Raw genomic sequence first — 25,323 nt, forward strand, 5'->3', positions numbered from 1 at the left:
TCCCCGCCTGACCTGCAATGGCGCGGCCCCCACCCATTCGGGTGGGGGCCTTTTCGTGTTTCCGGTGCGAGTCCCCGTTGACTTCCACGTGGAAGTTGCTTCTCCCGGCGCATCACCGCCGCCGAGTACACCCTCTGGGGCAGCCCCGCGATCGACTACTGGATCCCCGGGGACCAGGACGGGGACGCGCAGTACAACCAGCTCTTCGCCTACGACGCCGCCCTGAGGGGCTGAGAGGGAGACCATGAAGATCTTCAATCGTGAGCCGGCGCTCTGGCTCGGCCTCGTCGCCATCGGCGTGAAGCTCCTCGCCGCCTTCGGCCTCGACGTGAGCGCCGACCAGCAGGCCGTCATCAACGCTGTCGCCGCGGCCCTCGTCGGCCTGGCACTCGCGGTGATGGCGCACGACGCGATCGGCGCCGCCGTCCTCGGCTTCGCCCAGGCTGTCCTCGCACTGGCCGTCGGCTTCGGCCTGGACTGGTCTGCCGAGCAGCAGGCCGTCGTCCTCGCCGCCGCCTCCGCGGTCGTCGCCATGTGGGACCGGACGCAGATCACCGCGCCCGCCCCGGCCGCCGCGGTACAGCGCCCGCTCACGGGCGTATAGGTGCGGTGCCGTGCGGTCCGGCGGCTCAGTCGACGGCTGGGCCGCCGCGGCACCATCCTCGCGAGCTACGGACTCGTCTGGCTCCTGTACGGGTACGGGCAGCTGACGACTCCCCAACCTGACCAGCGCGGGCTACAGCTCGTGCTGAGTATTCAGTCCCTGCAGTTCTGGGGCTGGTGCTGGATCGCCGCGGGCCTCGTGGCTATTGCAAGTGCGTGGGCTCCGCCGGGCCGTGACGCTGCCGCCTTCATCGTGCTCCCACTCGTGGTGGTGCCGTGGATGGTGTCGTACCTCGCCGCCTGGGCGTTTGGGGACTTCCCCCGCGGCTGGGTGGCAGCAGCCGTGTGGGCGGTGATTACCGTCCCGGTCCTCGTGGCAGCAGGGTGGCCCGAGCCGCCCCGCGCCAAGAAAGCGGAGCCACCCTATGAGTGCTGAAATGTGGGCCCAGGTCGGCCTGACGGGCGCCGCCGCCGTAGCCAGCGCGTTCGCCGGCCGAGCGGCCAGGAGATCGAAGCGGCAGGAAAACCGCGACGACTTCGTAGCGATCAGCGAGCAACAGGGCCGAGCCATCGAACGCCTGGAGAAGCGGGTCCAGCAGGGCGAGACGAAGGCCGAAGCCCAGCAGGAACGGCTCGCCGAGAACGACGAGGCGATCGCCTGGGCGCTGGTCCGCATCCGCGACCTCGTCGCCTACATCCGCAAATCCGGCGGGGAGCCCCCGGTCCCGAGGCCCATGTCGGCCCGCGCGGCTCGCGTCCTCGAGCGCAGCGACGTGTGAGAACTGGAGTGCGACATGCTCGAGCCTGACCCTGAGCCGCGGGCAGTCGTCCCCCGTAGGGACCGAGTACTGGCCGACGCTGAAACCCTGGTCGCTCTCGGGCTGCTGCCCGAGCAGCGGAAGCCACCGCCGGACGAGCCGCCCGGACCGCCGCCCGAGGAACAGGCGAACCTACTCGCCCTCAACGCTGCCCTCGCCGACGCCGGCGTCACCAAGGGCGCCGCTGACACCAAGGCCGTCGCCGACCTGTCAAAGCTGGACGCGGCGACCGTCGAGATCATCGCCTCCTGGGTGAAGCACAAGAAGAAGGACGACCCGCCAGTCAAGGCGTGAGCATGCCCCCTCCTCTCATGAGGAGGGGGCGCTTTGCTGTGCCCGGGCGGCGGCACTCGCGATAACCACCACGAACTGGCCCCGCTCCAGCGAGGGTTGCCAGCGATAAGATGCCATATCAGCGCCCAGAATTGGTACAATTGAGCATGCCTCAGAACCCTGCTGACGGAGCGCCTCTCGTCATCCGAGAGCGCAGCACCGAGGGAAAGATCAGGTACGCGTCGGGGAAGCTGGTCGAGATCCACGACCAGCTCATCGACACAGCCACCCGCGACCACCGGGGCACGCTCCTCGGGGTCGCAATGCAACTGGACTCGATCGCGGATGCGGTGAAGGTGCAGGAAGCGGAGAACGACCGCCTCCGTGAACGACTGAGGAAGGCAGAGCGGGCAGCCGACTTGCTTGCCGCCAACCACCGCGCCGTCGAGCGGGTGCAGCGCAGGCTCGACGCCTGGGAGCAGCGCCTCCCGGAGAACGTGCGGACAGCCACGGTCCTCGAAGTCCTGCGCTCAGACCTGGATGACGCCTCATGACCGACGACCAGACGACATGGGACTCCGCGTTCGACTCCCCGTGCCTGCTCCGGCTCGGCCCGTGGCGCATCGACGAGTGCGTGGAGTGCGAGCTGGACGGTGGCTGCGCAACGCATGAGTGCTACGAGAAGGAGTCCACGGCCGTTCTCCACATGGACTGGTTCCGTGACTTTGCCTCCCCTGGCGAGTCGGAGTGCGGCAGCGTCGGCGGGCCGTCCGACTGCGTGCCGTCGCAGTACCAGCCCCGTCCCTGCAACCTGCCTGCCGGGCATGAGGGGAAGAACCACCGCGCGCGGATGGGCTGGTCGTGGCCAGCAGGCAAGAGGGCAGCCGCGTGACCGACGCCCCTCTGGTCCCGTACCAGCCGAACGCTCCGGCCGCCTACGACCCGGCGACTCTCGCCGTCCTCGCCGCCATGGAACAAGCCGCCGAGGAACACCTCGACGCCATCCGCCCCCACAACACGACGCGCGGATACAAGAACGACTGGAACCTCTGGAAGGAGTTCCATGGCTGGCTCGCCGAACGCACCGGCCACACGCTGCCGCTGACCGCCGTCACCAAGGGCACCTTGGTCGGCTTCGTCGTCTGGCTCGACACCGTCAAGCTCGCCACACCCAGCAGCATCGACCGCCGGATCACCGGCGTAACCGTCACCGCCCGCCGGGCGCCCTACAACGTCGAGGTACCCAAAGTCGCCACCCTCGCCGCCCGTGAGGCCCTCAAGCCGCTGAAGGCCGACCCCGACCGGTGCGCCCGTGGTCGAGGCAAGGCCGCCGCAGCCACTCCCGAACAGCTCCAGCGCATGCACGCCGCCGCGCCTGCCAGCCTCGCTGGCATCCGGGACCGAGCCCTCTGGCTCATGGCCTTCGGCATCGCCGGACGCTCCGCCGAAGTCGCCGCCCTACGAACCGACGGCATCAAGCTCGTGAGCGACGGTCTCGACGTCACCGTCCCCTCAGTCAAGGGCCGCCCCGCCCGGGACGTCGTTGTCGCCTATGGCCAGAGCCCTGACACCTGCCCCGTCCGCGCATGGCTCACCTGGAAAGCAGCCGCCGGACTCACCGGCGGACCAGCCTTCCTTCCGATCAGCGTCCACGGCGCCATCGGCACCGACGCCCTCTCCGCCGCCGCCTGCCGCGAGATCATCGCCCGCAGCGCGGAGCGAGCCGGCGTGGCCGTCCGCCTTACTGGCCACTCCATGCGGGCCGGGTTCATCACCACCTCCCGCAAGGCAGGAAAGCGCGAGGAGAAGATCCGAGCCCAGTCCGGACACGCCCCCAACAGTCCGGTGTTCTGGGGCTACATTCAGGAGGCCGACCGCTGGGCCGACGCCGCATCCGAGGGTATCGGCCTGTGACCAGGGCTTAAGGGAACGTTATGCGCTGCCGTCCCTGCGCCCCAACGCGGCGCAGGGAGTCAGGCGCGCCGGCGTTAGTAGATGACGGGGACGAACTCGGGGACGTCCTGCCCTTCCCACGTGAAGCGCAGCTTCGAGGGAACGTCCGCACCGCTGAAGCACACCTCCCGAGTGTCGTTGGGTGGCAGAGCCAGCCCCCAATCCTCGTGCCTCTCCACGATGTCCTCGTCGTCAGGGTGGAGCAGCAACCCTACGGCCGTGGCTGTTCCTTCGTTCTGCAGCTGGAACATGCCTTTGCCGATCCGGCGGACACGTAGGACCACCTTCGGCCTAGCCGCCTCCTGCTGCAGCGCCAGCGATTCAGCTGCGGCGGAGGCTTGCCGCTCTCCGGCTTGAGCAGACTGCTCGGCGGCGTCAGCCGATCGGCGCGCCTCAACGACGGAGGCCTCCGCGGCCTTTGCGGAGCGCAGGCTGATCCATAGCGCAGGAGCGCTCGTGGCAGCCGCCACCAGGGCGACCCCAAGAGTGATGTTGTCGCGAGTCCATATGGTCATGGCGGGACAGTAGCGGCCTCGAAGCCAGACTCATTCGGAATCTTGCTCTGTCATATGCCTACCACCGCCCGGGCCTGCGGGTTTACGGTGTGCGCACCCGATCCCCCTGGGGCCGGCAGCCCTCCCGCTCCTCCCCACGGGAGGGCTGCCGCGCGTCTACTCCGCGGGCTCCTCGTACACGTGCGGCTTCCCGCCCTGCCAGGCGATGGCTTCGGAGTCGCCGAGGACCATGTCTTCCGGGTCGGGGACGTCGAGGCGCCGCAGAAACTCGATCAGATCCCGGTCGCTGTACGCCACGCCGAGGACGGTGTCCACGCCGCGGATCCGGATTACGACCCGCCGGCCGCCCGACGGGGAGATCCGGTGCACGAGGATCGGCGCATGCTCCATGTCATCCAGCCTGCGGGCGGCCGGTCAGTCCAGCACGCCGAGCGCCGTGTCGGGGCTGCAGTACGGGCAGGCCGGGATCCGGTCGACGCCGAGCGCGCGCAGGGCTGCGTCCCGGGTGAGGGAGCGAGTCCGGAAGCCCTTGCCGCCCATGGTGCAGCCGCCGACGTGGACGACGGACGGGCGCCGGCTCAGGTCGAGCTCGAGCTCCCAGTCCGGCGGCGGGGCGGGTGGCAGGCGGGCGGCTTCGGCGGCCAGGCGCTGCTCTTCGGCGGCGATCCAGCCGCGGGTCCGCTCGAGGTCGCCGACCTGCACCCGCTCCAGGAAGCGGAGCAGCTCGAGACGGGACGCGGGACTATCGGACACAAGTTCGATTCTACATTCTCTCAGTTTTGGGTATCCAGAACTTCCCGAGCGGGCTATGTTGTGGGTACCCAAAACCAGGGAGGGGTGTCCGTGGACGACATCGACAAGGGCGGCCGACCCGCCATCGGACCCAAGGTCGGGATCAACTTCCCGACCGAGCAACTCGCGCAGGTTGACGAACTGGCCCGAGAAGCCGGAATCAGCCGCGCCGCCTGGATCCGTCAGGCCGTCACCGACGCAATCCAGCGAGAGGAAGCCGCCATGCAGCTGAAGATCGACGTCTCTGACGTCCGCCGCCTACTTGACTCCGGCAGCGAGCAGCCCGTCCTGTACGTCAATATCGAGGACGGCCCCGCGCAAATCGACGTCTGGGCCGGCGCCTACGTGGCACGCCACTGGCGCATCGCCACCCGCGACGAGATCACCGACATGATCGGCGACGACCCCTCCGACAGCGACATCCGCAGCATCCTCGGAGACCTCCAGGAGACCGCCGACGAGATCGAGATCTGACCGCCATGGTGTGCCCCTACTGCAAGCCGCTCTTACCGCCCGGCCGCGGATACAAGTACGACTACGCAGGCGCCGGCACCCACCACCACACGGGCCAGTGCCGCGAAGTCGACACCCCATGGATCAATCGCGACTGGAGCGAGGAGTCGGCGGACTTCGACCCAGACACGGACTTCGATCCGTACCAGCTCGCCGGCCTCACCCTGCGCGACACGGTCCACGAGTCCGACGGGCAGCCCTTCCCCAAGGACGCGCCAGGCTATAAGCGGCTGAGTTCCGACTGCGTGGAGGCAATCGTCGTCATCGTCCGCGGAGACATCGTGGACGACGTCACCCCGCAGCACCGGGACGACAGCGCCGAGGACGACATGAGTTGGGACCCGCGGACCGGGGATGAGACGTCCTGGGAGATCGCCTACCGGGTGCGGCCCGCCACCCCGGAGGAGGCCGAGGGATTCCTGCTCGACGAGGCGACCGGCCTGTACGACGGGCCTCTCGACTAGCGGCCTCTAACGCGATGATGCCCCGCCCAGGATCAGTGGGCGGGGCATCTGCACGTCAGCGTACCGGCCCGTTGTCAGTGCCCGGGCCTAGCATGGACACCACAACATCAGCTTCTAGCACGCGGGGATGCGGCTGGGCAGATGTGCACCACCGCCCGTCGGCCCTTCGGGGACAGCGACCGACGGGCGCCCCCACGTCAGGCCCCAGGCGCCGGGTGCCGAACCGCCGTCTTGACCGCGGCCTCGAGCTTCCCCCGGTCCTGCCCGGTCGCCGTCGCGTGCTCGGTCACCGCCTGCTGGGCCTCGCCGGCCCGCTCCCGCCACACGGCCGCCGCCGCGTTCCATGCGGCATGCTGCTCGTCGGTCCAGCCGCCCTCCTGGGTCGGCCTCCCGTACTCCTCCTGCAGCCGGATTACCTCGGCGTGTGCGTCGTCGGCCGCCTGCTGCAGGGCCACAAGGTCGTCGTTCAGTTCGATTGCCACGGCCGGATCCTAGGCGGCAGGTACGACAGTCGCCCGCAGCCACTCGGCGAGCAGCTCCTGGTACTCCTCCGAGCCGGCCTCGCCGCGGGCGACGAGGGCGCGGATCCGCTCGTTCAGCTCGGCAGCCTCGGGGTTCGGGATCATGTCGCACAGGATAGCGAGCAGCACCCACAGACGGGTCTACGAGGCGAGCCCCGGTACTGGCCGGCCGCCCTCCCATAGGGCGTCCACGTGCTGGGCGAACCGATCGAAGAGCCCGTCGGGCTGCAGCCGGCGCAGGTGCAGCATCGGCGACTCGTGCCCGAGGAGGTTCGCGATGTGCGGCGTCACCAGCATCTCGTCGTCGAAGAGGAAGACCGACAGCGCGATGTGGTCGTCCGAGAAGCGGGCCTCCAGTCCCGGTAGCGGGCCCAACTTCCGCAGCTTGGCCAGCGTCATCTGGATGCGGATGCTGACTGTCAGCGGATCGTCCTCGACCTGCTCGCGCTTCCGGGTGATCTCCGAGTCCGGGTCACCGAGGATGAACCGCACTTGGCAGCCGGCCTCAGCCTTGGCCCGCAGTCGCTCCGCGGCCTTGGGCTGCTCCTGCCACAGGAAGTAGCTGGTGTAGCCGGCCATGACGATCCGGCGCCGCGCCCCGTCGATCAGCGATGACCAGACCGTAGGTGGGCACGCGTTCCGGTACGGGTAGCTCGCCACGATCTCCCGGTCCGGACCGGTCTTGAAGACCTCGCCAGCCGACCTCGGCCACAGCATCTCTGCACTCACCTTCAACGCTTCCGCGACCCGGAGCTGCGTGCCCTTATGAGGGGCGCGACTGTCCGACCCCAGCCAGCGGTCCACCGTCTTCGGGACCACGTCGACGATACGGGCCAGCTCGTGGCGGGTCATCCGGGCGTCAACCAGAGCGTCTCTGAGTGCTGTGTTCACGGGTCCCCTCTGGCTGTCTGCGGCGGTAACAGCGACGCTACCGGCGAGGCGTCCCAGGTGTCCCACAAAGGACGGTAGAAGCGTCCCCCATGGCCGGGCAGAGTACGGGCATGAGCAAGCCCCTTCCCCTCCCGCCAGTCGGGGACCTGTCCGAACAGCAGGTCCGCGGTACGGCGTGCGTGTACTGCGGCATCCACCTCGGCGCCGGCCCGGCCGTCGACCTCGGCGAGCAACTCGCGCGGGTGGCCGACCTGGCGGTCCGCTGGTTCCCGCGGGCCTGCCGCCAGCACGGGCGCAACCCATAGACCCGCCCCTCCCGCAGCGGCGGCAGCGGGAGGGGCGGTAACCGGCCAGTGGGAATGTATTCGGGCGGATAACGATCCGCACGTCAGTTCGAGTCGTCAGGCCCGAACCGATGGGTAGAACATGACCATAGGTGACATATCTGCAGGTGAGGCGCTCGGAAGGGATGCATAAATCTATGGGACCCCTTTCGCCACATGCATAGGACAGGCACACTGGGGCAACCGCGGTACGTGGCCGAAAGTGGGTACACGAACGGCTACGGAATCAGGTCCCGGACGTGACAGTGAAGGACGGTGGCGATGCGGAGCAGGTGACTGTACCGAGCATCGCCCGTGCCGCCTTCGATGCGCTGGTACGTGTTGCGTGAGATACCGGCCGCCAGGAAGACCTTCTCCTGGGTGAGGTTGGCGTCCATCCGCATGTTGGCGATACGCATGCCAAGGCGTTCGGCAGGGGTGAGGGGCGACGGTCTCGCCGCCTCTCGCGCCTGCTGTGGATCCCGGTCGTGCACCCACAAACGCTGCGGGTTTCAAGATCATAAATCAGCCCCAGGGGTGGGGCTATATCTGATCTTGATGGCCGGTCGACCGACAGATATACCCAAGAGCTCGGCCAGTCGGGTCCCACCCCCGGCTGATGCCGAGGGGCCACCCGTAGAGCTGCAGCACCCCATGCGCCGGCTCACGAGTGGCCCCGCCGGATGCCCGTCGACGACATACGGGCATCCGGTCCGACGAGTGAACCTCACAACGACACTGTTGTGCGAGGCACTCGTTGGCCTAGATGCCGAAGCCGGGCGGCTCCATACCCCTCCAGGTATGCCGCCCGGCTTCGGTCTGTCCGTCCCCAGTGGGAAACGACTGGGAAATAAAACCAGGGAGCAGGCTCGAATCGGCTCCAATTAGCTCTAAAAAACTCTAGGCCGTGTTTCGTGGCCAAGTAGAACTAAGGGCGACCTGGCGGCCCGGCGAGTCACCCTCATCCACCCTCTCAACTTCAAGCGCTTCCCAGCTAGGAGTGCTGACCTGCGGAAACTCAGAGTGCCTGCGAGCCGGGCTGGACCATCCCGCGTACTGTGCGCGACTTCACAAAGTCTCCGATCGCCGTCATCTCCCATTCGCCCGAGAACTGGCTTGGCGACCTCGGTGAACTTCTGGCCGGAGAAGGAGTTGACCGTGAAGACCAGGCCCGTGGCCTCGGCGGGCAGCCGGCCCAGGTCCACGACGATCACCTCGTCGTCCCCGGCGCCCTCACCGGTGAGGTTGTCGCCCGAGTGCTTGATGGCGCCGCCCAGGATGGACAGCTTGCCGAAGTAGCAGCTGTCGATGTGGTTGCGCTGCGGGCCGTACGCGATGACGGAGGCGTCGAGGTCGATGTCCCGGCCGCGGAACGCCGGCTCCCAGCCCAGGCCCATCTTCACCTGGGAGAGCAGCGGGCGGCCGTTCTTGACCAGGGAGACGGTCTGGTTCTTCTGGAGGCTGACCCGGCCCTTGTCGAGGTTGATCTTCCCGGTGCCGGCGGCGGCAGGAGCCGCGGTCGGCGGCGCGGGCGGGGCGGGCGGGGCCGCGGGGGTCGTGGGAGCGCTCGGCCAGGAGGAGGCGGACGGGGCGGACGGTGCCGGCGGGGTCTGACCCCAGACCGGGGTCGAAGGGGTGACCGGGGCGGCAGGGGCCTGCGGGGCGGCCGCGGACGGCGGGGCGGGCTCCTCGTCCACGGAGACCCCGAAGTCGGTCGCGATCCCGGCGAGGCCGTTGGCGTACCCCTGGCCGACCGCGCGCACCTTCCACACGCCGCCGCGCTGGTAGACCTCGACGACCACGAGTGCGGTCTCGGTGCCCAGCTGCGGAGGGGTGAACGTGGCGATCACCGCGCCGCTGTCCGCATGGCGCACGGTGGCAGTGGGCTCGATGCCCTGGAAGGTCTGACCTGCGGCGTCGGGACTGGCCGTGACCACGATCCGCTCGATGCCCGGCGGCAGCGCGCCCGTGTCCACCGTGATCGAGTCCGGCGCCGCCCCACCGCCGGACCGGTGGCTGACGCCGGGCCCGGACGGCTGGTTGTAGAAGATGAAGTCGGCGTCGGAACGCACCTTGCCGTCCGCCGCGAGGAGGAGTCCCGACACGTCGAGCCGCACCGGGGCAGCCACGTCCACCGTCACACGGACGGTGTTGAGCGGCAGGTTGGAACCTGGGGTCATAGCGGTCATGCCGGGAGAACGACCGGAGGGCCTTTGCCGTTCCCTTACCCTCGCCGCGGATTTCAGCGACGGTTGCGGGGGTGGTTCCTGGCCGTGCGCTCGTTGACGAACTTGTAGGCACCCGTCCAGCGGGCCATCACGAGCTGCGCGTCGCCCGATTCCACCTCGGCGAGGAACTTCTCGGCCCGCCCGCCCCGCAGGGTGCTCGCGGCCCGCCCCTGGTGCGTGATGACCACGCTGTTGGCGCTGCGCTGTTCGTACGTGAATCCGTGCGGTCTCGGCATGACCGGCAGCCTGCCCCGCGGCGGGCCGGGCGGGCAACGGGTTTAACGGGTCTGCGGCGCGGGGGGCGGGCGGGCCGGGCCGTGGGCGGGCCGGGCCCGCCGCGGCGCGCCTCAGGCGCCGGTGACGCGGCGCGGCAGCCCCAGCGGGTTCGCCTCGCGCAGCTCCGCCGGCAGCAGCGGGTCCGGCACGGACTGGTAGGCCACCGGCCGCAGCCAGCGCTCGATGGCGGTCCCGCCGACCGAGGTGGAGTGCGAGGTCGCCGCCGGGTACGGGCCGCCGTGGTGCTGGGCCGGGGCCACAGCGACCCCGGTCGGCCAGCCGTTGACCACGATGCGCCCGGCCAGCGCCGTGACCTGCGCGATCAGCTCCGCCGCCGGGCCCGGACCGCCGTCGGCCTCGGCCGCGGACAGCTGGAGCGTGGCGCTCAGGTTGCCGGGGAGCAGGCCGAGCACCGACCGCGCCTCGCCCTGGTCGGCGTACCGGACGACCACGGTCACCGGGCCGAAGCACTCCTCGAGCAGCACCTCGTAGGCGCCGCCCGCGAGGAGGGTCCCGGCCGGCACGGTGAGGAAGCCCGCGCCCACGGTGTGCTCGCCGCCGGAACCCGGGGTGACGGGCGCGTCGACGCCGGGCAGTGCGGCCCGCTCGCGCACGCCCGAGATGAAGTTCTCCCGCATCCGGTGGTCGAGCAGGACCCCCGGCTCGGTCTCGCCGAGGGCCTTCGTCAGCGCGCCGGCGAACCGGTCGCCGTCCGCGCCCTCGGGGACCAGGACCAGGCCCGGCTTGACGCAGAACTGGCCGACCCCGAGCGTGACCGAGCCCGCGAGCCCGGCGGCGATCTCCTCGGCGCGCTCGGCGGCGGCCGCCGGGGTGACCACGACGGGGTTGAGGGAGCCGAGTTCGCCGTGGAACGGGATGGGGACGGGACGGGCGGCGGCCGCGTCGAACAGCGCCCGCCCGCCCCGGATGGAACCGGTGAATCCGGCGGCGGAGACGTGGGGGTGGCGGATCAGCTCCAGGCCCGCGTCGAACCCGTGGACGACGGAGACCACGTCGGCCGGCAGCCCCGTCGCCACCGCCGCCCGGCGCAGCAGCGAGGCGCACAGCTCGGAGGTGGCCGGGTGGTCGGGGTGCGCCTTGACGACCACCGGGCAGCCGGCGGCCAGCGCACTCGCGGTGTCCCCGCCGGGGACGGAGAACGCGAGCGGGAAGTTGGAGGCGGCGTAGACCGCGACCACGCCCAGCGGCACCTTGTAGCGGCGCAGTTCGGGGCGCGGCGGGACGGCGGCGGCGTCGGCGCGGTCGATGCGGACGTCGAGGTAGGAGCCCTCGTCCACGGCGTCGGCGAAGGCCCGCAGCTGGCCGGTGGTGCGGGCGAGCTCGCCGGTGAGCCGGCCCGGCCCGAGGGCGGTCTCGGCGTCGGCGGCCTCGATCACGTGGTCGGCGGCCTCGTCGAGCAGCTCGGCGGCCGCGCGCAGGAAGGCCGCGCGGGCGGTGCGGTCGGCGAGCGGGCCGCGGGCCGCGTGGGCGGCGCGTACGGCCTCGTCCACCTCATGGGATGTGGCTTCCACCGCAACCTGCTCGCGCTGCTTCCCGGTGCGGGGGTCCACACTCCAGACTGGTGTTGCTGCCATGGCGCACTGCCTCCTGGATCTACGCTGACCCGCGCGGTGGCGTTCAGTATTCTGAACGTCGTTCCGATGGATGAATGATCACATCCGCTCCGGACTCTATTTCCGGGTCTTCCGCGTTGACAAGAGACAAGAGGGGCAAGAAGGCGAATGACCACGACTGAGCCGGACCGGTCCGCCGCGGAACCGGAGGGGCCGGGGGGCCCGGGTGCACCGGCGGCCGTCAAATCGGCCGTCCGCACGGTCCTGTTGCTGGAGCACTTCGCGGCGCGCCCCGGACTGCACAGCCTGGCCGACATCCAGCACGACCTCTCGCTGCCCAAGTCGAGCCTCTACATGCTGCTGCGCACGCTGGTGAACCTGGGGTGGGTGGAGACGGACGCGACGGGCACGCGGTACGGCATCGGCGTGCGGGCCCTGCTCGTCGGCAGCTCGTACATCGACGGGGACGAGGTCGTCGCCGCGGCCCGGCCGACCCTGGACCGGCTCTCCGACGACACCACCGAGACCATCCACCTGGCCCGGATGGACGGCACGAGCGTCGTCTACCTGGCCACCCGCCAGTCCCAGCACTACCTGCGGCCGTTCACCCGCGTCGGGCGGCGGCTGCCCGTGCACTCGACGGCGCTGGGCAAGGCCCTGCTGGCGACCCACTCCGACGAGGAGGTACGGGCGCTCCTGCCGCGGCGGCTCGAGGCGGTCACCGAGCACACGATCACCGACCGGGAGCGGCTCGTCGACGAGTTGGGGCTGGTTCGGGAGCAGGGCTACGCGGTGGACCGCGAGGAGAACACGCTCGGGCTGCGCTGTTTCGGGGTGGCGGTGCCGTACCGGACGCCGGCGCGGGATGCGGTGAGCTGCTCGGTGCCGGTGGCCCGGCTGACGGCGGGCCACGAGCAGAAGATCAAGGCGGCGCTGTTCGAGGCGCGGGACCGGCTGTCGGTGGCGACCCGCCGCATGTGAGGCGGTGGACGGGGAGGTTCCTCCCCCGGGCGGGGGAGGCGGTTCCCCTTCACGGGGGAGGTGGCGGGGCGGGGGGCACGGGACCGTTGAGTCATGAACACACGAGCGGTGAACACGGACGAGACGACGTACGCAGCCCGGCCGTCGGCCCCCGGCCCGGGGGGCGGGCGGAAGGCCCTGCAGGTGGTGGCCCTGGCCGCCACCGTGCCGTATCTGGTACTCAAGGCCGCCTGGCTGTCGGGGAGCCGGGCCGGAATCCCCGACGGCAGCCCGCTGCTGGAGCCGGGGGTGTTCCTCACCGCTGCCAATGCGGTCACGCTGGCCATGGACGCGAGCGTGATCCTGCTCGCCCTGGTCCTCACCAGACCCTGGGGGATGCGGGTGCCTCCCCGGCTGCTCACGGTCCCCGCGTTCGTCGCCACCGGGCTGCTCACGCCGATCCTCACCGCGTTCCCGCTCCAACTGCTCATACGGGCGGCGGGCCAGGGCGTGTCGGCGCCCGCCGGGGAGGCGGCGCGGCCCTTCCTCGACTCCTGGGTGTTCACCGTCGTCTACACCGGTTTCACCGTCCAAGGGCTCGCCCTGGCCGGGCTGTTCGTGCCCTATGCGCGGGAGCGCTGGGGGCGGCGATGGCAGGGCGTGCTGGGCCGCGGGCTCCCGCCATCCACGGGGGTGGTGGCGGGAGCCGCGGCGGCGGGCGGCGTGCTGGTCGCAGCCGTGCACGCGTACTGGGCCTTCGGCGGAACGGCGGGTTTGAGCGCGGATCAGGCGGCCGCCCGCACGGCGACGGCAGGCGTGGTGTCCGGAGTGCACGCGATATGCGTGCTCGCCGCCGCCGTGGGGGCGCTGCTGCTGGTCCGGGGCGGGAGCCGGCGGGCGTGGTGGCCGCTGGCCCTCACGTGGGTCGGCTCTGCCGCGGCCCTGACCTGGGGGCTGTGGCCCCTGGTCGCCTCGCTGGGGCCGCAGCTCGACGGCGGCGAACCGGCCTCCGCGGCAGTTCAGTTGATCTACGCTGGTCAGATGATCACCGGACTCGCCGCCGCCACCGTGCTCATACGGTTCCTCACCTCTCGCCGCGAGGGGTGATGCGGAATGCGGCGTCCCGGCTGCTGGGGGCCCGGGCCCGGCTGCGGTGGGTGCACCTGATCCTGGGCGGGGCCCTGCTGATGCCGTACTTCCTCCTCGCCCAGGTGGGGGTCGGCATGGCGGCCGGCGGGGTCAATGCCCTCAACTCCTTCCCGCTCTCCCTCGCCGCCTACGCGGCCGCCCTGCCGCTCGTCGCGGCCACGGCCGTCTTCGGGCTGGTCCGGCCGCTGTCGGTGACAGCGGTGCGGGTCATGTGCGGCGTGCCCGGGGACCGGCTCGCCGAGGGGCCGGCGCGGTCCTGGGCCGCGCGGGGGCGGACCTCCGCCTGGTGGACCCTGCACCTGGGGGTCGGGGCGGTGGTCAGCGGGCTCACCCTCGCGGTGCCGCCCATGGCGGTGGTACTGATCACACTGCCGTTCGTGAGCGCGTGGCGGAAGGCCCGGCTCGGACTGGGCTGGTTCAGCACCCAGGCCGATCCGTACGTCGCGCCCCTGCTCGGGGCCGGTCTGCTGGCCGGGCTCGTCCTGTGCGCCGCCGGGGCCGGGGCGCTGCTGGCCCGGCTGGCACCCGTACTGCTCGGGCCGACGGGGGCGGACCGGCTGGCCGCGGCCGAGGAGCGGGCCGCCGACCTGGCCGTGCGCAACCGGCTGGCCCGGGAGCTGCACGACGCGGTCGGGCACGCCCTGAGTGCCGTCACCCTCCAGGCGGTCGCCGCCCGGCGGGTGCTCGACAGCGACCCGCAGTTCGTACGGGAGGCACTGGCCGCGATCGAGGAGACCACCCGGCGGACGGTGGCCGAGCTGGACGCAGTGCTGGGCCTGCTGAGGGACGGCGACCCGGCCCGGCCCGGCGCCGCACCCGCGCCGACCCTCGGCGCCGACCTCGACGGGCTGCTGGCCCGCACCCGGGCTGCCGGCACCACCGTCACCGCCCACCAGGACCCCGGACCGGCCGGGGACTGGGCGCAGCTTCCGGCGATCGCCTCCCGCGAGGCGTACCGGATCGTCCAGGAGGGCCTGAGCAACGCCCTGCGCCACGGCGCGGGACCCGTCGAGCTGCGGATCGTCGTACAGGGCAGGGAAGACGGCACCGGCAGCGGCAACCGTGAACTGGAGATCACCATGACCAATCCGCCGGGCACCGCCGCCGGGCCGCAGCCCCGCACCACCGGGGGCCGGGGGCTGCACGGCGCCGCCGAGCGGGCCACCTTGCTGGGCGGCCGGGTCGAAGCAGGCCCGTACCAGGGGCTGTGGCGGCTGCGGGTGGTCCTCCCGCTGGGCGGAGGCGCACGGTGACCGCGGCGCGGCGGCCGCCGCTGCGCATCGTGCTCGCCGACGACGAGCGCATGGTCCGCACCGCCCTGCGGGTGATCCTCGAGGCCGAGCCCGACCTGGAGGTGGTCGGTGAGGCGGCCTCCGGCGCCGAAGCCGTCCCGCTGGTCCGCTCGCTGGCCCCCGATGTGGTGCTGATGGACGTCCGGATGCCCGAGATCGACGGGATCCGGGCCACCGAGCAGATCATCGCCGGCATGGCCGAGCCGCCCCGGATCGTGGTCGTCACCACCTTCGAGAACGACGCGTACGTCTACGACGCGCTGCGCGCGGGCGCCTCCGGGTTCCTCCTCAAGCGGGCCGACCCCGACGAGCTGATCGGGGCGGTCCGCCTCGTCGCCCGCGGCGACTGCCTGCTCTTCCCGGCGGCCGTCCGCTCGCTCGCCGCGTCGTACGCCCCCGGGGTCCCGGGCCCCGCCGCCCCCTGGGTGGCCCGGCTCACCGGCCGGGAGGCCGACGTACTGCGCCTGCTGGCCGGCGGACTGTCCAACCACGAGATGAGCGAACGCCTGGGCGTCGGCCCCCAGACGGTCAAGACCCATGTCGCCGCGGTCCTCTCCAAGACCGGCTCCCGCGACCGCACCCAGGCCGTCATCGCTGCCTACGAGGGCGGCTTCATGAAGAAAAGCTGAGAACCCGGACACAATCGGGGCAGAGCGGAACGACCGGGGACCTTGGTACGTCCTTCTGGAGGATGAACAAGACGATCAGGCGTGCGTCGGTCTTCTGTCTGCTCCTGGTGCTGGCCCTTTTGGTGCGGGTCACCTGGGTGCAGGCCTACCAAGGCCAGGCCCTCGCAGACAACGAGAACAACCGGCGGAACCTCATCGGGCAGTACGAGAACCCGCTGGGCAACATCATCGTGGGCGGGGAGGCGATCACCGGCTCGGTGAAGACGGACGGAAAGGACTTCGGGTACAAGCGGACGTACGTCGACGGTCCGCTCTACGCGCCGCTCACCGGCTACAGCTCCCAGGCCTTCGGCACGAGCATGCTGGAGGGCGTCTACAAGAAGGTCCTGAACGGTTCCGACGACCGGCTCAAGACCGTGATGGACATGCTCACCAACAAGCGGGCCGCGCCGGGCAACGTGCTGACCACGGTCGACAAGGACGTGCAGAAGGCCGCGTACGACGCGCTCCAGGGCAAGCAGGGCGCCGCCGTCGCCATCGACCCGGCGACCGGCGAGATCCTCGCCATCGTGAACAACCCGTCCTTCGATCCGGGCAGCATCGCGGGCGCCAACGACACGGCGGCCTGGGAGAAGCTGATCGAGGACAAGGGCAAGGCGATGGAGAACGTGGCCCTGCGCAAGCCGCAGGCGCCCGGCTCCACCTTCAAGCTGGTCACCCTGGCGGCGGCCATCGAGAACAGGCTGGTCACCGACCTCGACGCGCCGACCGGCACCCCGGACCCGTACACGATCCCCGGAACCCGGACCCTGCTGCCCAGCGAAGCGGGATCCGCGGCCTGCAACAACGTCTCCGCGCGCACCGCGCTGCGGCTGTCCTGCAACAACGTGTTCGCCGAGCTGGCGCACAAGCTCGGCCAGGACAAGATGCGGGCGACGGCCGAGAAGTTCGGCTTCAACACGGAGATCGCGACCCCCGTCACCGCCCGGCCGGGGAGCAAGTACCCGACGAAGAAGATGTCGGTCGACCAGGTCGCGCAGACGGGTATCGGCCAGTTCGACGTGCAGGCCACCCCGCTCCAGATGGCGATGGTGACCGCCGCGATCGAGAACGGCGGCAAGCTCGTCGCCCCGCACTCCGTCTCCGAGGTCACCGACGCGAACGGCAACGTGCTGGAGAGCTTCAAGGACCCGAAGTCCGAGCAGGTCATGAGCGCCAGGACCGCGTCGATGCTGCAGGACGCCATGCGGACGGTCGCGACCGAGGGCGGCGGCAAGCCCGCCCAGGTGGCGGGTGCCGAGGTGGGCGGCAAGACCGGCACCGCGCAGCGCGGCGTGAACAACAGCCTGCCGCCGCTGGCCTGGTTCACCTCGTACGGCAAGCAGGGCGGCAAGCAGATCGCGGTTGCCGTGGTGATCGAGAACTCGGACACCGACCGCTCCGAGATCGGCGGCGGCAAGCTCGCCGCGCCCATCGCCCAGAAGATGATGGCGGCGTGGCTGAAGAAGTAGCCGCGCCGGTCGCCGCAGGGCGCGCCGGGAACCGACACGGTTCCCGGCGCGTTTCCTTTCCCATGATCAGGACCGCGCAACCCGCAGACCTCGACGCCATAGCCGCCCTCCACAGCAGGGCCCGGGCCACCTACTACCGCGGCCGCGTCGCCGAGCAGGCCTACGCGGGCGCAGCCGAACTCGCGCGGACCCGCGAGGGCTGGTCCCGGGCCGTCGCGCGGGCCGCCGCCGACGGCGGGGTGCTCTGCGCGGAGCTCGACGGCGAGCTCACCGGGGTCGCCGCCTTCCGCACCGCGGACGGCGAGACCACCCTCACCCAGCTTCACGTCGACCCGGCCCACTGGCGCCGGGGCACCGGGGCCGCCCTGCACGCCGCCTGCCTGGACGCCTGGCGGCGGACCGGTGTCGAGCGGGCCCGGCTGGAGGTCTACGAGCACAACCTCCGGGCCCAGGCCTTCTACGCCCGCCACGGCTGGCGCGCTGATCCGGCCGGGGCCGGGCGGTCCGGCTCCCACCTCACGCTCTGGCTCGGTGTCGGTCCGCAGGACCCGTCCGGGGAATGAGACGCTCCGCCAGTTGGTTGAACGGGAAACCGCCGCGGCTCGCAGCCGCGGCGTCCCACCGACCCCGGAGAGAAGAAGGATCATGCGCGTCGAGATCTGGAGCGACATCGCCTGCCCCTGGTGCTACATCGGCAAGGCCCGTTTCACCAAGGGGCTGGCCGAGTTCGCGCACCGCGACGAGGTGGAGGTCGTCTTCCGGTCCTTCGAGCTCGACCCGAACAGCCCGAAGGGCAGCACGGCGCCGGTCCTGGAGATGCTCGCCAAGAAGTACGGCCGCACCCTCGACGAGGCGCGCGGCATGGAGGAGCACGTCGCGGCCAGCGCCCGCGCCGAGGGGCTGACGTACCGCACCGAGGGCCGCGACCACGGCAACACGTTCGACATCCACCGCCTGCTGCACCTGGCCGCCGCCCGCGGCCGCCAGGAGGAGCTGCTCGACCTCTCCTACCGGGCGAACTTCGCGCAGGAGCGGTCGGTCTTCGACCCCGAGGTGCTGGTCGCTCTCGCGGTCGAGGCGGGCCTGGACGAGGCGGAGGCCCGTACGGTCCTCGCGGACGACACCGCGTACGCGGCCGAGGTGCGGGCGGACGAGCGCGAGGCGGCGGAACTCGGCGCCAACGCCGTGCCGTTCTTCGTCCTCGACCGCCGCTACGGGATCTCCGGCGGGCAGCCCGCGGAGGTCTTCACGCAGGCCCTGGAACAGGCCTGGGCCGGCCGCGAGCTCACCGCCCCCGCCGCCACGCCCGACGCCTGCGACCCGGAAGGCACCTGCGCCGCCCCCCAGGCCTGACCGGTCCCCGGCCCTGCCGGCCCGGCCCCGGCCTGACGCGGTCGTGCCCGGTTGCCGGCCGCCGGCCGGCCTGGCGGCCCAGGTGGCCGGGGCCGGACCCGGTCGGCGGCCGGGGAGGCGCGGGCGAGCACGTGCCGCTGCGCGGACCGTCTCCCCGCCCCGCCCTTTCACCGTTTCCCCGGGGCTCCGCCCCCGGACCCCCGGCTGACGGGCTCCGCCCCCGAGCCCCGGCCGGCGCCGGAAGGCCGCACGGGTCGTCAGTGCAGGGTTTCTGCCCAGGCTGCTTCGGCGGCCGCCACCGCCTCGGACGGGTCCGTCGAGAGGGCGGTGGACAGGGCCGTCAGGGAGGCCAGGACCGTCTCCAGCGATGCGGCCAGGCCGTAGTGGTTCACCCGGACCATCTCCCCGGCCAGCGCGCCGCCGCCCGCCGCGAGCGGAGCCGCCGGGCCGGCGGCGAGGGCCTTGGCCACCACCAGCGAGGCGTCCGCCACCCGCAGCGTGGTGGCCACCGGGGCCGCCTGCGAGGCCCGGCCGACGTACGGGGCGAGGCCCACCGCCACCGCGCCCGCCCGGGTCGCCGCCGCGGCGGCGGCGTGGCGGGCCGTCACGGCCGGCAGGCCCTCGGCCGCGATCCGGTCCAGGCAGGCCTCCAGCCCCAGCATCTCCAGCTGCGCCGGGGCGTGGGGGAGCGCCCTGCGGTCCGCGTCGATCCAGCGCTCCTTCCAGTCCAGGAGGGAGAGGTACGAGCGCCTCGGAGCGGCCGGGTTCTCCGCGAAACGGGCCCAGGCCCGCTCCGAGACCGACACCGCCGAGACGCCCGCCGGGCCGCCCATCGCCTTCTGGGCGCCGATCACGCACAGGTCCACGCCCCACGCGTCCGGGAGCAGCGCCTCTGCGGCCACCGACGCCACCGCGTCCAGCATGAACAGCGCTCCGTGGGCCCGTACGGCCTCGCCGATCTCCGCGACCGGGTTGGTGTTGCCGGTCGCCGCCTCCGCGTGGACCAGGGACACGAAGTCGATCTCCGGGTGCTCGGCCAGGGCGCGCGCCACCTGGCCGGCCGTCACCGCCGTGTCGAAGGGGACCGCCAGGTCCACCACGTTCGCCCCGCAGCCGCGCAGCCAGTTGCCGAAGGTGGTGCCGTAGGGGCCGGTCACGACGTTCAGCGCCGTCGAACCGGGCCGTGCCCCCGAGCGGATGCACCCCTCCAGCGGCAGCAGCGCCTCGCCCTGGGTGATCACCACGTCCGCGCGGGTGCCGAGCAGGTCCGCGACCCCCTGCTCGATCCGCGCGAAGCGCTCCGCGGTGAGCGGCGGAAGGTCCAGGAGGGGGTGGTTCACGGTGGTGCTCTCTTCGTCCGGGGCGTCTCGTCCGGGGCGTTCGGGGTGACCGCATGAGCCTACCCAGCACGCACGTACAGTGCGGGACATGACCGATGACGTGCTGCATGTGAAGGGGCGTGTGCTCGTCGGGCCCGACGACGCGCGCGACGAGCTCTGGGTGGTCGGCGGCCGGATCTCCTACGAACGCCCTCACGGGGCCCGCGAGATCACCACGGTGTCCGGCTGGGCCCTGCCCGGCCTGGTCGACGCGCACTGCCACGTGGGGCTGGACGCCCACGGTCCGGTCGACGCGGAGACCGCCGAGCGGCAGGCCCTGACCGACCGCGACGCCGGCACGCTGCTCATCCGCGACGCCGGGTCGCCCTCCGACACCCGCTGGATCGACGACCGCGAGGACCTGCCGAAGATCATCCGGGCCGGCCGGCACATCGCCCGCCCGCGCCGCTACATCCGCAACTTCGCCCACGAGATCGAGCCGGCCGACCTCGTCTCCTACGTGGGCCGCGAGGCGCAGCGCGGTGACGGCTGGGTGAAGCTGGTGGGGGACTGGATCGACCGCGAGGTCGGGGACCTGGCGCCCTGCTGGCCGCGCGCCGAGGTCGAGGCGGCCATCGCCGAGGCGCACCGGCTGGGCGCCCGGGTCACCGCGCACTGCTTCGCGGAGGACTCGCTGCGCGACCTGGTCGAGACGGGCATCGACTGCATCGAGCACGCCACCGGGCTCACGGAGGACACCATTCCGCTGTTCGCGGAGCGCGGGGTGGCGATCGTCCCGACGCTCGTGAACATCGCGACGTTCCCGAAGATGGCGGCGGGCGGCGAGGCCAAGTTCCCGCGCTGGTCGGCGCACATGAGGCGGTTGCACGAGCGGCGGTACGACACCGTACGGGCCGCGTACGACGCGGGCATCGGCGTGTACGTCGGCACCGACGCGGGGGGTTCCCTGCCGCACGGCCTGGTCGCGGCGGAGGTCTCGGAGCTGGTACGGGCCGGGATCCCGGCCCTGGAGGCCCTCTCGGCGACGACCTGGGCGGCACGCGAGTGGCTCGGCAGGCCGGGCCTGACCGAGGGGGCGCCGGCGGACCTCGTGGTCTACGACGCCGACCCGCGGGCCGACGTACGGGCGCTGGCGCAGCCGCGGCGCGTGGTCGTGGGCGGCAAGGTCCGGGCCTGAGCGGAGAGTTGACGCGGGCGTGACGCCGGCGCCCCGGCGGTCGTTGTGAACGGCCGCCCGGGGTGCCGGCGTCGGCGCATTCCCCGCCGTGCTGTGGCGGAAAAGAACTCCCGTTCCTTGTGATGCGCAGTTAATCGAATACATGCATGGAAACCACCCTTTGGGGTGAACTCACCTAAGGTCGCCGCTCGTTCACTCTCCGTGCGTAAAGATTCCGAGGGTCAGAGGCCGTCGGCGCGCGATGTCCCCCATTGGCGGCGCGACGGCTCCCATCTCCCCGGGGGTTCCACCACCTTGAACAGCAACACCTTCCGCATGCCCGCAGCCGTCCTGCTCGCGACGGGAGCGGTCGTCCTGCTCACCGCCCCGCCCGCCTCCGCCACCGGAGGCAGCGGCTCCACGGGCGGCGGCGAGGGCAGGGCCGGCGCGGTCGTCCTGCGTGCCGGACTGGACGTGGGCCTGCTCAACCAGACCGTCCACGTGCCGCTGAAGACCACCCTCAATGAGGTCAGCGCCCCCGCGACGGCCCAGAAGGCCGCCCTCTCCGTGACCCTGGACGGGGTCGAGGGAGGACGGCCGGTGAGCGTGCTGCGTGCCGACGTGGCCACCTCCAAGGCCACCGCGGACAAGACCCGCGCCGAGGCGGAGGCCAACCTGGCCAACGCCGAGGTCCATGTGCCGGGGCTGCCCCTGCTCTCCCTCATCCAGGTGGAGAAGGTCACCTCCAAGGCCGTGTGCGAGGCCGGCAAGAAGCCCGTGGCCGGCTCGAACGTGCTGGGCGCGGTGACCGTGCTCGGCAAGAAGGTCACCCTCTCGGCGGGCGGACCGACCAAGATCGAGGTCCCCAAGGTGGGCCTGGTCGGCCTGGAGCTCTCCGGCACCGAGACCACCTCCACCACGGCCGCCGCGGCCGCGCTCCGGCTGAAGGTGTCCGTGAACCCGCTGGACCTCAACGTGGCGCAGGTCGAGGGTGAGGTCGTGCTCGCCGAGGCGCACTGCGAAGCCCCGGCCGGTCCGGCCCCGGAGCCGTCGGCGAAGCCCGACGTCAAACCGCAGACGGCTGCCTCCGGGACCGGGGCCGCCCTCACCACCGACGCGAACCTGGCCGAGACCGGCGGGGGTTCGACGACCCCGTACGTAGCGGGCGGCGCACTGGCGCTGCTCGGCCTCGGCGCGACCGCACTGGTCGTGACCCGGCGCGGCCGCAGCTCGTGACCCACCGCTTGACCCCGTGGCCTCGTGACCCGTGACGGAGTCCCGGCTCAGCGGGTGGCGTGCACCAGCCCCTGCTTGTCGGCTCCGCGCGACAGCACGGCCTCGCTGACCTGCTTGTCGACGGCGGCGTACGCGGACTGCCTGGCGGCTCCGATCCCGGAGTCGGAGGGGGCGCAGGAGGCGCAGACGACGCGGAACGGCGGGTTCATGTCCGAGTACTGCGTCAGGTACTCGGCCTTGGTCACCTCCCAGCGGCCGGGGTGGGCGGCCGCCGGGGCGAAGGTGAAGCGCGGTATCGAGGACATGTTGCCGCGCGCCTTGTCGGCCTCGTAGAAGCTGGCGATCTGGTCGCCCATGCCGAAGACGACCCAGGTGCCGTTGATCTTCTCGTACGGCTGTGGCACGTGGTTGTGCGTGCCGAGGATCAGATCGATGTCCGGGAGTCCGTCCGGGCCGCGCGAAGCGGTCAGCGCCTGCGCCAGATCGCGCTGCTGCTGGTCGGGTGCCGTCTGCCACTCGGTGCCCCAGTGGACGCTGAGGACGACGACGTTCGCGCCGGCCGCCCGGGCCGCGCGGGCGTCGGCGACGATCCGGTTCTGGTCGAGCAGGTTGACGGACCAGGGCTTGCCGGCCGGGACCGGAATGCCGTTCGTCCCGTACGTGTAGTCCAGCTGGGCGACCTTGGCGCCGCCGGCGGAGAGGACCGCCGGGGCCTTGGCCTCGTCGGCGCTGCGGGCCGAGCCGACGTGCTTGATGCCGACCCGGTCCAGGTGCTCCAGGGTGCGGACGAGACCGTCGTAGCCGTCGTCCAGGGTGTGGTTCGAGCCGGTCGAGCAGCTGTCGTACCCGGCGTCCTTCAGGGCGTCGGCCAACTGGTGCGGGGCCTTGAACGCGGGATATCCGGTGTAGGGGCCGCCGGGCCGGCCGTACGGTATCTCGTGGTGGCATATCGCCAGGTCAGCGGCGGCCACCAGGGGCTTGACCCCCGCGAGTATCTTCCGGAAGTCGTGGCTCTGGCCGCTGCCCTGCGCATCGTCCGCGGCCCGCTGGACGATCGACGGGTACGGGATGATGTCGCCCGTCGCGACCAGCGTGAACGGTTTGGCGCCGGCGGGCGTCGTCGGACTCGCCTTGCCCGGGCTCGCCTTGCTCTGGCCGGGCTTGGTCCCGAGCCGCTGCTCGCCGGCGCCGCCCCGTCCCCCCTCGGCGTCGAGGTGGTCGAGCAGGCTCGGCAGGGCGAGGATCCCGCCGGCCACGGCCGCCACCGCGGTCAGCGCCAAGCCCGTTTTTGCTTTCGTCTTCATTCCGGCCCCCCGGGGTTCCCTGCTGATGCCGAGATCATCGCCTACCACCGCCCGCCCCGCCAACGGAGCCGGATCGTCCGGATAACCGCGGCGCCGCAGGTCAGAGCCGCCGACCGCGCCGTGGAGGCCGCCCGGGTGACCGGCCCCGTGGCCGGGAGGCGCAGGTCAGCGGGCGGTCAGCGCCAGGGCGTGGTCGAGGGCCTGGAGGAGGCGGCCCGTCGTGGCGCGGTCCCTGACCGCCAGCCGGAGCCAGGAGTGGTCCAGGCCCGGGAAGGTGTCCCCGCGGCGGACCGCGAAGCCCAGGGCGCGCAGCCGGGTGCGGATCTCCATGGCCCCCGCCACCTGCATCAGGACGAACGGCCCCTCCGCCACTCCCGACACCGTTATCTCCTCGAACTCCGCGAGCCCCGCCAGCAGATGGGCCCGGTCCACCGCGATCTGCCGGGCCGCGGCCTCCGCCTCGGCCAGCGCCGCCGGAGCCATACAGGCCTCCGCCGCCACCAGCGCCGGCGACGACACGGGCCACAGAGGCTGCGCCGCCGCCAGCTTCGCGATCACCTCCGGCTCGGCCAGCACGTAGCCGATCCGCAGCCCCGCCAGCCCCCACGTCTTGGTCAGGCTCCGCAGCACCACCAGACCCGGCACGTCCGTCCGCCCGGCCAGCGCCTCCCGCTCGCCCGGGACCGCGTCCATGAACGCCTCGTCCACGACCAGGATCCGGCCCGGCCGGGCCAGCGCGGCCAGCGCCGCCGCCGGGTGCAGTACGGACGTCGGGTTCGTCGGGTTGCCCACCACCACCAGGTCCGCGTCCTCCGGCACCGCCGCCGGGTCCAGCCGGAACCCGTCCGCCGCCCGCAGCACCACCCGCTCCACCGTGTGCCCCGCGTCGCGCAGGGCCGCCTCCGGCTCCGTGAACTGCGGGTGCACGACCACCGGCCGCTGCGCGCCCAGGGCCCGCGCGATCAGCACGAACGCCTCTGCGGCCCCCGCCGTCAACAGCACCCGCTCGGCCGGCAGCCCGTGCCGAGCCGCCACCGCCGCGCGGGCAGACTGCCCGTCGGGGTATGCGGCGAGAGCGTCGAGCGAAGCCGCGATGCGCTGCTTGAGCCACTCCGGCGGGGTGTGCGCCCGTACGTTCACTGCGAGGTCCACGAGTGCGCCGCCGTCGCCTCGCACCTCCGCGTCCCCGTGATGGCGCAGGTCATGGGCCTGCGCGGTGGCCACGGCGCAGGTCGCCGCGACCGAGCGGCGCTTCGGTACGAGCAGTTCCCCGCCGCCCGCGAGCGCCGCGGCCTCCGCCACCGAGGAGGTCCCCGCGGCGTCGCGCACCGTGTCGGAGGGGTGCGGTACGCAGATGCCCGCCAGCTCCTCGGCGGGATAGCTGAGCAGCGGTACGCCGAAACGTTCCGCCGCGCCCGTGATCCCCGCCTCGCCCGCCTTCGACTCCACCGTGGCCAGCGCCTTCACCGCACCGGCGGCCAGCCCGGCACCGCGCAGCGTCTCCTCGACCAGGGCGCAGACCTCCGCCACGGACACCCCCGCCCGTCCGCCGATCCCGACCACCAGCTGCGTCGCGTACTCGCCCACCGGGCTCATGCCCCCTCCGTAGTCGTCAATGGTTCGTGCCCCGCAGCCCGCGCGCACACGTG

30 protein-coding genes and 1 pseudogene are annotated in these 25,323 nt (G+C 72.1%); 18 read left to right on the forward strand and 13 right to left on the reverse strand.

Going from position 1 to position 25,323, the window contains the following annotated elements; all coding sequences use genetic code 11:
• Positions 1-244 precede the first annotated feature (244 nt).
• The 6 genes from IF09_RS0128655 (at position 245) to IF09_RS0128685 (ending at position 3,608) form a co-directional block, all read left to right on the forward strand.
• Complete coding sequence (locus IF09_RS0128655) at positions 245-604, forward strand: hypothetical protein (protein WP_030300432.1); 360 nt, start codon at positions 245-247, stop codon at positions 602-604.
• A 424-nt stretch (positions 605-1,028) separates the two neighbouring features.
• Positions 1,029-1,382: a hypothetical protein gene (locus IF09_RS0128665; protein WP_158710076.1), complete on the forward strand. Its 354-nt coding sequence runs from the start codon at positions 1,029-1,031 to the stop codon at positions 1,380-1,382.
• A gap of 15 nt (positions 1,383-1,397) precedes the next feature.
• Complete coding sequence (locus IF09_RS0128670) at positions 1,398-1,715, forward strand: hypothetical protein (protein ID WP_030300438.1); 318 nt, start codon at positions 1,398-1,400, stop codon at positions 1,713-1,715.
• A gap of 146 nt (positions 1,716-1,861) precedes the next feature.
• A complete protein-coding gene (locus IF09_RS0128675; RefSeq protein ID WP_030300441.1) occupies positions 1,862-2,248 on the forward strand; it encodes a hypothetical protein in 387 nt (128 codons plus the stop codon).
• Positions 2,245-2,586 (forward strand): hypothetical protein, encoded by a 342-nt coding sequence (locus tag IF09_RS0128680; protein WP_030300443.1) that lies wholly within the window; start codon positions 2,245-2,247, stop codon positions 2,584-2,586. The genes IF09_RS0128675 and IF09_RS0128680 overlap by 4 nt, the downstream gene beginning before the upstream one ends.
• A complete protein-coding gene (locus IF09_RS0128685; protein ID WP_051833025.1) occupies positions 2,583-3,608 on the forward strand; it encodes a tyrosine-type recombinase/integrase in 1,026 nt (341 codons plus the stop codon). Before IF09_RS0128680 ends, IF09_RS0128685 begins: the two co-directional genes overlap by 4 nt.
• 74 nt (positions 3,609-3,682) lie before the next feature.
• Here IF09_RS0128685 and IF09_RS0128690 read toward each other — a convergent pair whose 3' ends face one another.
• The 3 genes from IF09_RS0128690 to IF09_RS0128700 form a co-directional block, all read right to left on the reverse strand.
• The gene (locus tag IF09_RS0128690; protein ID WP_030300446.1) at positions 3,683-4,162 is read right to left on the reverse strand and encodes a hypothetical protein; all 480 of its coding nucleotides are present in this window, start codon (positions 4,160-4,162) and stop codon (positions 3,683-3,685) included.
• Between the two features lie 156 nt (positions 4,163-4,318).
• The gene (locus tag IF09_RS0128695; protein WP_030300448.1) at positions 4,319-4,552 is read right to left on the reverse strand and encodes a hypothetical protein; all 234 of its coding nucleotides are present in this window, start codon (positions 4,550-4,552) and stop codon (positions 4,319-4,321) included.
• Positions 4,553-4,576: 24 nt separating this feature from the next.
• Positions 4,577-4,915, reverse strand: coding sequence for a DUF6233 domain-containing protein (locus tag IF09_RS0128700; RefSeq protein ID WP_030300450.1), 339 nt, complete (start codon positions 4,913-4,915; stop codon positions 4,577-4,579).
• A gap of 90 nt (positions 4,916-5,005) precedes the next feature.
• Here IF09_RS0128700 and IF09_RS45885 point away from each other — a divergent pair, with 90 nt between their 5' ends.
• Both IF09_RS45885 and IF09_RS0128710 read left to right on the forward strand, forming a co-directional pair.
• Positions 5,006-5,428 carry a CopG family transcriptional regulator gene (locus tag IF09_RS45885; RefSeq protein WP_158710077.1) on the forward strand — a complete coding sequence of 141 codons (423 nt, stop codon included), beginning with the start codon at positions 5,006-5,008 and terminating at the stop codon, positions 5,426-5,428.
• A 5-nt stretch (positions 5,429-5,433) separates the two neighbouring features.
• Positions 5,434-5,931, forward strand: a complete 498-nt coding sequence (locus IF09_RS0128710; protein WP_030300454.1) for a hypothetical protein — start codon at positions 5,434-5,436, stop codon at positions 5,929-5,931.
• 197 nt (positions 5,932-6,128) lie between these two features.
• Here the strand turns inward: IF09_RS0128710 and IF09_RS0128715 are convergent, their stop codons facing one another.
• Genes IF09_RS0128715 through IF09_RS0128725 form a run of 3 tightly spaced genes read right to left on the reverse strand, consistent with a single transcriptional unit; the run spans position 6,129 to position 7,304 of the window.
• Positions 6,129-6,413: a hypothetical protein gene (locus tag IF09_RS0128715; RefSeq protein WP_051833028.1), complete on the reverse strand. Its 285-nt coding sequence runs from the start codon at positions 6,411-6,413 to the stop codon at positions 6,129-6,131.
• A 9-nt stretch (positions 6,414-6,422) separates the two neighbouring features.
• Positions 6,423-6,557 (reverse strand): hypothetical protein, encoded by a 135-nt coding sequence (locus IF09_RS48070; RefSeq protein ID WP_267882184.1) that lies wholly within the window; start codon positions 6,555-6,557, stop codon positions 6,423-6,425.
• A gap of 36 nt (positions 6,558-6,593) precedes the next feature.
• A complete protein-coding gene (locus IF09_RS0128725; RefSeq protein ID WP_051833031.1) occupies positions 6,594-7,304 on the reverse strand; it encodes a hypothetical protein in 711 nt (236 codons plus the stop codon).
• A 149-nt stretch (positions 7,305-7,453) separates the two neighbouring features.
• Here IF09_RS0128725 and IF09_RS0128730 point away from each other — a divergent pair, with 149 nt between their 5' ends.
• Positions 7,454-7,648 (forward strand): hypothetical protein, encoded by a 195-nt coding sequence (locus IF09_RS0128730; RefSeq protein ID WP_030300460.1) that lies wholly within the window; start codon positions 7,454-7,456, stop codon positions 7,646-7,648.
• 257 nt (positions 7,649-7,905) lie between these two features.
• Here the strand turns inward: IF09_RS0128730 and IF09_RS0128735 are convergent, their stop codons facing one another.
• From IF09_RS0128735 to IF09_RS0128750, 4 genes and pseudogenes are all read right to left on the reverse strand, one after another.
• Positions 7,906-8,085 (reverse strand): helix-turn-helix domain-containing protein, encoded by a 180-nt coding sequence (locus IF09_RS0128735; RefSeq protein ID WP_051833055.1) that lies wholly within the window; start codon positions 8,083-8,085, stop codon positions 7,906-7,908.
• A 599-nt stretch (positions 8,086-8,684) separates the two neighbouring features.
• Positions 8,685-9,846: pseudogene (locus IF09_RS40755) on the reverse strand (TerD family protein).
• A 62-nt stretch (positions 9,847-9,908) separates the two neighbouring features.
• A complete protein-coding gene (locus IF09_RS0128745; RefSeq protein ID WP_030300463.1) occupies positions 9,909-10,130 on the reverse strand; it encodes a hypothetical protein in 222 nt (73 codons plus the stop codon).
• A gap of 111 nt (positions 10,131-10,241) precedes the next feature.
• Positions 10,242-11,765: an aldehyde dehydrogenase (NADP(+)) gene (locus IF09_RS0128750; protein ID WP_030300464.1), complete on the reverse strand. Its 1,524-nt coding sequence runs from the start codon at positions 11,763-11,765 to the stop codon at positions 10,242-10,244.
• Between the two features lie 147 nt (positions 11,766-11,912).
• Here IF09_RS0128750 and IF09_RS0128755 point away from each other — a divergent pair, with 147 nt between their 5' ends.
• The 7 genes from IF09_RS0128755 to IF09_RS0128785 all read left to right on the forward strand — a co-directional run bounded on the left by IF09_RS0128755 (position 11,913) and on the right by IF09_RS0128785 (position 18,638).
• Positions 11,913-12,725 carry an IclR family transcriptional regulator gene (locus tag IF09_RS0128755; protein WP_030300465.1) on the forward strand — a complete coding sequence of 271 codons (813 nt, stop codon included), beginning with the start codon at positions 11,913-11,915 and terminating at the stop codon, positions 12,723-12,725.
• A gap of 93 nt (positions 12,726-12,818) precedes the next feature.
• Positions 12,819-13,811, forward strand: a complete 993-nt coding sequence (locus tag IF09_RS0128760) for a hypothetical protein (protein WP_078613513.1) — start codon at positions 12,819-12,821, stop codon at positions 13,809-13,811.
• On the forward strand, positions 13,811-15,106 hold the full coding sequence (locus tag IF09_RS0128765; RefSeq protein ID WP_030300468.1) for a sensor histidine kinase: 1,296 nt from the start codon (positions 13,811-13,813) through the stop codon (positions 15,104-15,106). The genes IF09_RS0128760 and IF09_RS0128765 overlap by 1 nt, the downstream gene beginning before the upstream one ends.
• Before the next feature lie 50 nt (positions 15,107-15,156).
• Complete coding sequence (locus tag IF09_RS0128770) at positions 15,157-15,774, forward strand: response regulator transcription factor (RefSeq protein WP_051833061.1); 618 nt, start codon at positions 15,157-15,159, stop codon at positions 15,772-15,774.
• Between the two features lie 62 nt (positions 15,775-15,836).
• Complete coding sequence (locus IF09_RS0128775; protein WP_030300474.1) at positions 15,837-17,285, forward strand: peptidoglycan D,D-transpeptidase FtsI family protein; 1,449 nt, start codon at positions 15,837-15,839, stop codon at positions 17,283-17,285.
• Positions 17,286-17,347: 62 nt separating this feature from the next.
• The gene (locus IF09_RS0128780) at positions 17,348-17,848 is read left to right on the forward strand and encodes a GNAT family N-acetyltransferase (protein WP_030300476.1); all 501 of its coding nucleotides are present in this window, start codon (positions 17,348-17,350) and stop codon (positions 17,846-17,848) included.
• A gap of 82 nt (positions 17,849-17,930) precedes the next feature.
• Positions 17,931-18,638: a DsbA family oxidoreductase gene (locus tag IF09_RS0128785; protein WP_030300478.1), complete on the forward strand. Its 708-nt coding sequence runs from the start codon at positions 17,931-17,933 to the stop codon at positions 18,636-18,638.
• Positions 18,639-18,895: 257 nt separating this feature from the next.
• On the opposite strand, the gene IF09_RS0128790 is transcribed toward IF09_RS0128785, so the two are convergent.
• The gene (locus tag IF09_RS0128790) at positions 18,896-19,978 is read right to left on the reverse strand and encodes a pyridoxal-phosphate-dependent aminotransferase family protein (protein WP_030300480.1); all 1,083 of its coding nucleotides are present in this window, start codon (positions 19,976-19,978) and stop codon (positions 18,896-18,898) included.
• An 88-nt stretch (positions 19,979-20,066) separates the two neighbouring features.
• Here IF09_RS0128790 and IF09_RS0128795 point away from each other — a divergent pair, with 88 nt between their 5' ends.
• The gene (locus IF09_RS0128795) at positions 20,067-21,155 is read left to right on the forward strand and encodes an amidohydrolase family protein (RefSeq protein WP_030300482.1); all 1,089 of its coding nucleotides are present in this window, start codon (positions 20,067-20,069) and stop codon (positions 21,153-21,155) included.
• A 294-nt stretch (positions 21,156-21,449) separates the two neighbouring features.
• Positions 21,450-22,370, forward strand: a complete 921-nt coding sequence (locus IF09_RS0128800) for an SCO1860 family LAETG-anchored protein (RefSeq protein ID WP_030300484.1) — start codon at positions 21,450-21,452, stop codon at positions 22,368-22,370.
• A gap of 47 nt (positions 22,371-22,417) precedes the next feature.
• On the opposite strand, the gene IF09_RS0128805 is transcribed toward IF09_RS0128800, so the two are convergent.
• A complete protein-coding gene (locus IF09_RS0128805) occupies positions 22,418-23,674 on the reverse strand; it encodes a CapA family protein (protein ID WP_037636262.1) in 1,257 nt (418 codons plus the stop codon).
• Positions 23,675-23,839: 165 nt separating this feature from the next.
• Positions 23,840-25,270 carry an Rv2231c family pyridoxal phosphate-dependent protein CobC gene (gene cobC / locus IF09_RS0128810; RefSeq protein WP_078613514.1) on the reverse strand — a complete coding sequence of 477 codons (1,431 nt, stop codon included), beginning with the start codon at positions 25,268-25,270 and terminating at the stop codon, positions 23,840-23,842.
• Positions 25,271-25,323 lie beyond the last annotated feature (53 nt).

The organism is Streptomyces katrae, assembly GCF_000717655.1.
GTDB lineage: Bacteria > Actinomycetota > Actinomycetes > Streptomycetales > Streptomycetaceae > Streptomyces > Streptomyces katrae_B.

What these genes read in the sequence shown, in the direction of transcription:
- IF09_RS0128675 (WP_030300441.1), top strand. Translation starts at nt 1,862, where the DNA reads ATGCCTCAGAACCCTGCTGACGGAGCGCCTCTCGTCATCCGAGAGCGC.
- IF09_RS0128795 (WP_030300482.1), top strand. Translation starts at nt 20,067, where the DNA reads ATGACCGATGACGTGCTGCATGTGAAGGGGCGTGTGCTCGTCGGGCCC.
- IF09_RS0128745 (WP_030300463.1), bottom strand. Translation starts at nt 10,130, where the DNA reads ATGCCGAGACCGCACGGATTCACGTACGAACAGCGCAGCGCCAACAGC.
- IF09_RS0128695 (WP_030300448.1), bottom strand. Translation starts at nt 4,552, where the DNA reads ATGGAGCATGCGCCGATCCTCGTGCACCGGATCTCCCCGTCGGGCGGC.
- IF09_RS0128730 (WP_030300460.1), top strand. Translation starts at nt 7,454, where the DNA reads ATGAGCAAGCCCCTTCCCCTCCCGCCAGTCGGGGACCTGTCCGAACAG.
- IF09_RS0128655 (WP_030300432.1), top strand. Translation starts at nt 245, where the DNA reads ATGAAGATCTTCAATCGTGAGCCGGCGCTCTGGCTCGGCCTCGTCGCC.
- IF09_RS0128710 (WP_030300454.1), top strand. Translation starts at nt 5,434, where the DNA reads ATGGTGTGCCCCTACTGCAAGCCGCTCTTACCGCCCGGCCGCGGATAC.
- IF09_RS0128735 (WP_051833055.1), bottom strand. Translation starts at nt 8,085, where the DNA reads ATGCGTATCGCCAACATGCGGATGGACGCCAACCTCACCCAGGAGAAG.
- IF09_RS0128750 (WP_030300464.1), bottom strand. Translation starts at nt 11,765, where the DNA reads ATGGCAGCAACACCAGTCTGGAGTGTGGACCCCCGCACCGGGAAGCAG.
- IF09_RS0128775 (WP_030300474.1), top strand. Translation starts at nt 15,837, where the DNA reads ATGAACAAGACGATCAGGCGTGCGTCGGTCTTCTGTCTGCTCCTGGTG.
- IF09_RS0128780 (WP_030300476.1), top strand. Translation starts at nt 17,348, where the DNA reads ATGATCAGGACCGCGCAACCCGCAGACCTCGACGCCATAGCCGCCCTC.
- IF09_RS0128805 (WP_037636262.1), bottom strand. Translation starts at nt 23,674, where the DNA reads ATGAAGACGAAAGCAAAAACGGGCTTGGCGCTGACCGCGGTGGCGGCC.
- cobC (WP_078613514.1), bottom strand. Translation starts at nt 25,270, where the DNA reads ATGAGCCCGGTGGGCGAGTACGCGACGCAGCTGGTGGTCGGGATCGGC.
- IF09_RS48070 (WP_267882184.1), bottom strand. Translation starts at nt 6,557, where the DNA reads ATGATCCCGAACCCCGAGGCTGCCGAGCTGAACGAGCGGATCCGCGCC.
- IF09_RS0128670 (WP_030300438.1), top strand. Translation starts at nt 1,398, where the DNA reads ATGCTCGAGCCTGACCCTGAGCCGCGGGCAGTCGTCCCCCGTAGGGAC.
- IF09_RS0128665 (WP_158710076.1), top strand. Translation starts at nt 1,029, where the DNA reads ATGAGTGCTGAAATGTGGGCCCAGGTCGGCCTGACGGGCGCCGCCGCC.
- IF09_RS0128755 (WP_030300465.1), top strand. Translation starts at nt 11,913, where the DNA reads ATGACCACGACTGAGCCGGACCGGTCCGCCGCGGAACCGGAGGGGCCG.
- IF09_RS0128765 (WP_030300468.1), top strand. Translation starts at nt 13,811, where the DNA reads ATGCGGAATGCGGCGTCCCGGCTGCTGGGGGCCCGGGCCCGGCTGCGG.
- IF09_RS0128760 (WP_078613513.1), top strand. Translation starts at nt 12,819, where the DNA reads ATGAACACACGAGCGGTGAACACGGACGAGACGACGTACGCAGCCCGG.
- IF09_RS0128725 (WP_051833031.1), bottom strand. Translation starts at nt 7,304, where the DNA reads ATGACCCGCCACGAGCTGGCCCGTATCGTCGACGTGGTCCCGAAGACG.
- IF09_RS0128770 (WP_051833061.1), top strand. Translation starts at nt 15,157, where the DNA reads ATGGTCCGCACCGCCCTGCGGGTGATCCTCGAGGCCGAGCCCGACCTG.
- IF09_RS0128690 (WP_030300446.1), bottom strand. Translation starts at nt 4,162, where the DNA reads ATGACCATATGGACTCGCGACAACATCACTCTTGGGGTCGCCCTGGTG.
- IF09_RS0128680 (WP_030300443.1), top strand. Translation starts at nt 2,245, where the DNA reads ATGACCGACGACCAGACGACATGGGACTCCGCGTTCGACTCCCCGTGC.
- IF09_RS0128785 (WP_030300478.1), top strand. Translation starts at nt 17,931, where the DNA reads ATGCGCGTCGAGATCTGGAGCGACATCGCCTGCCCCTGGTGCTACATC.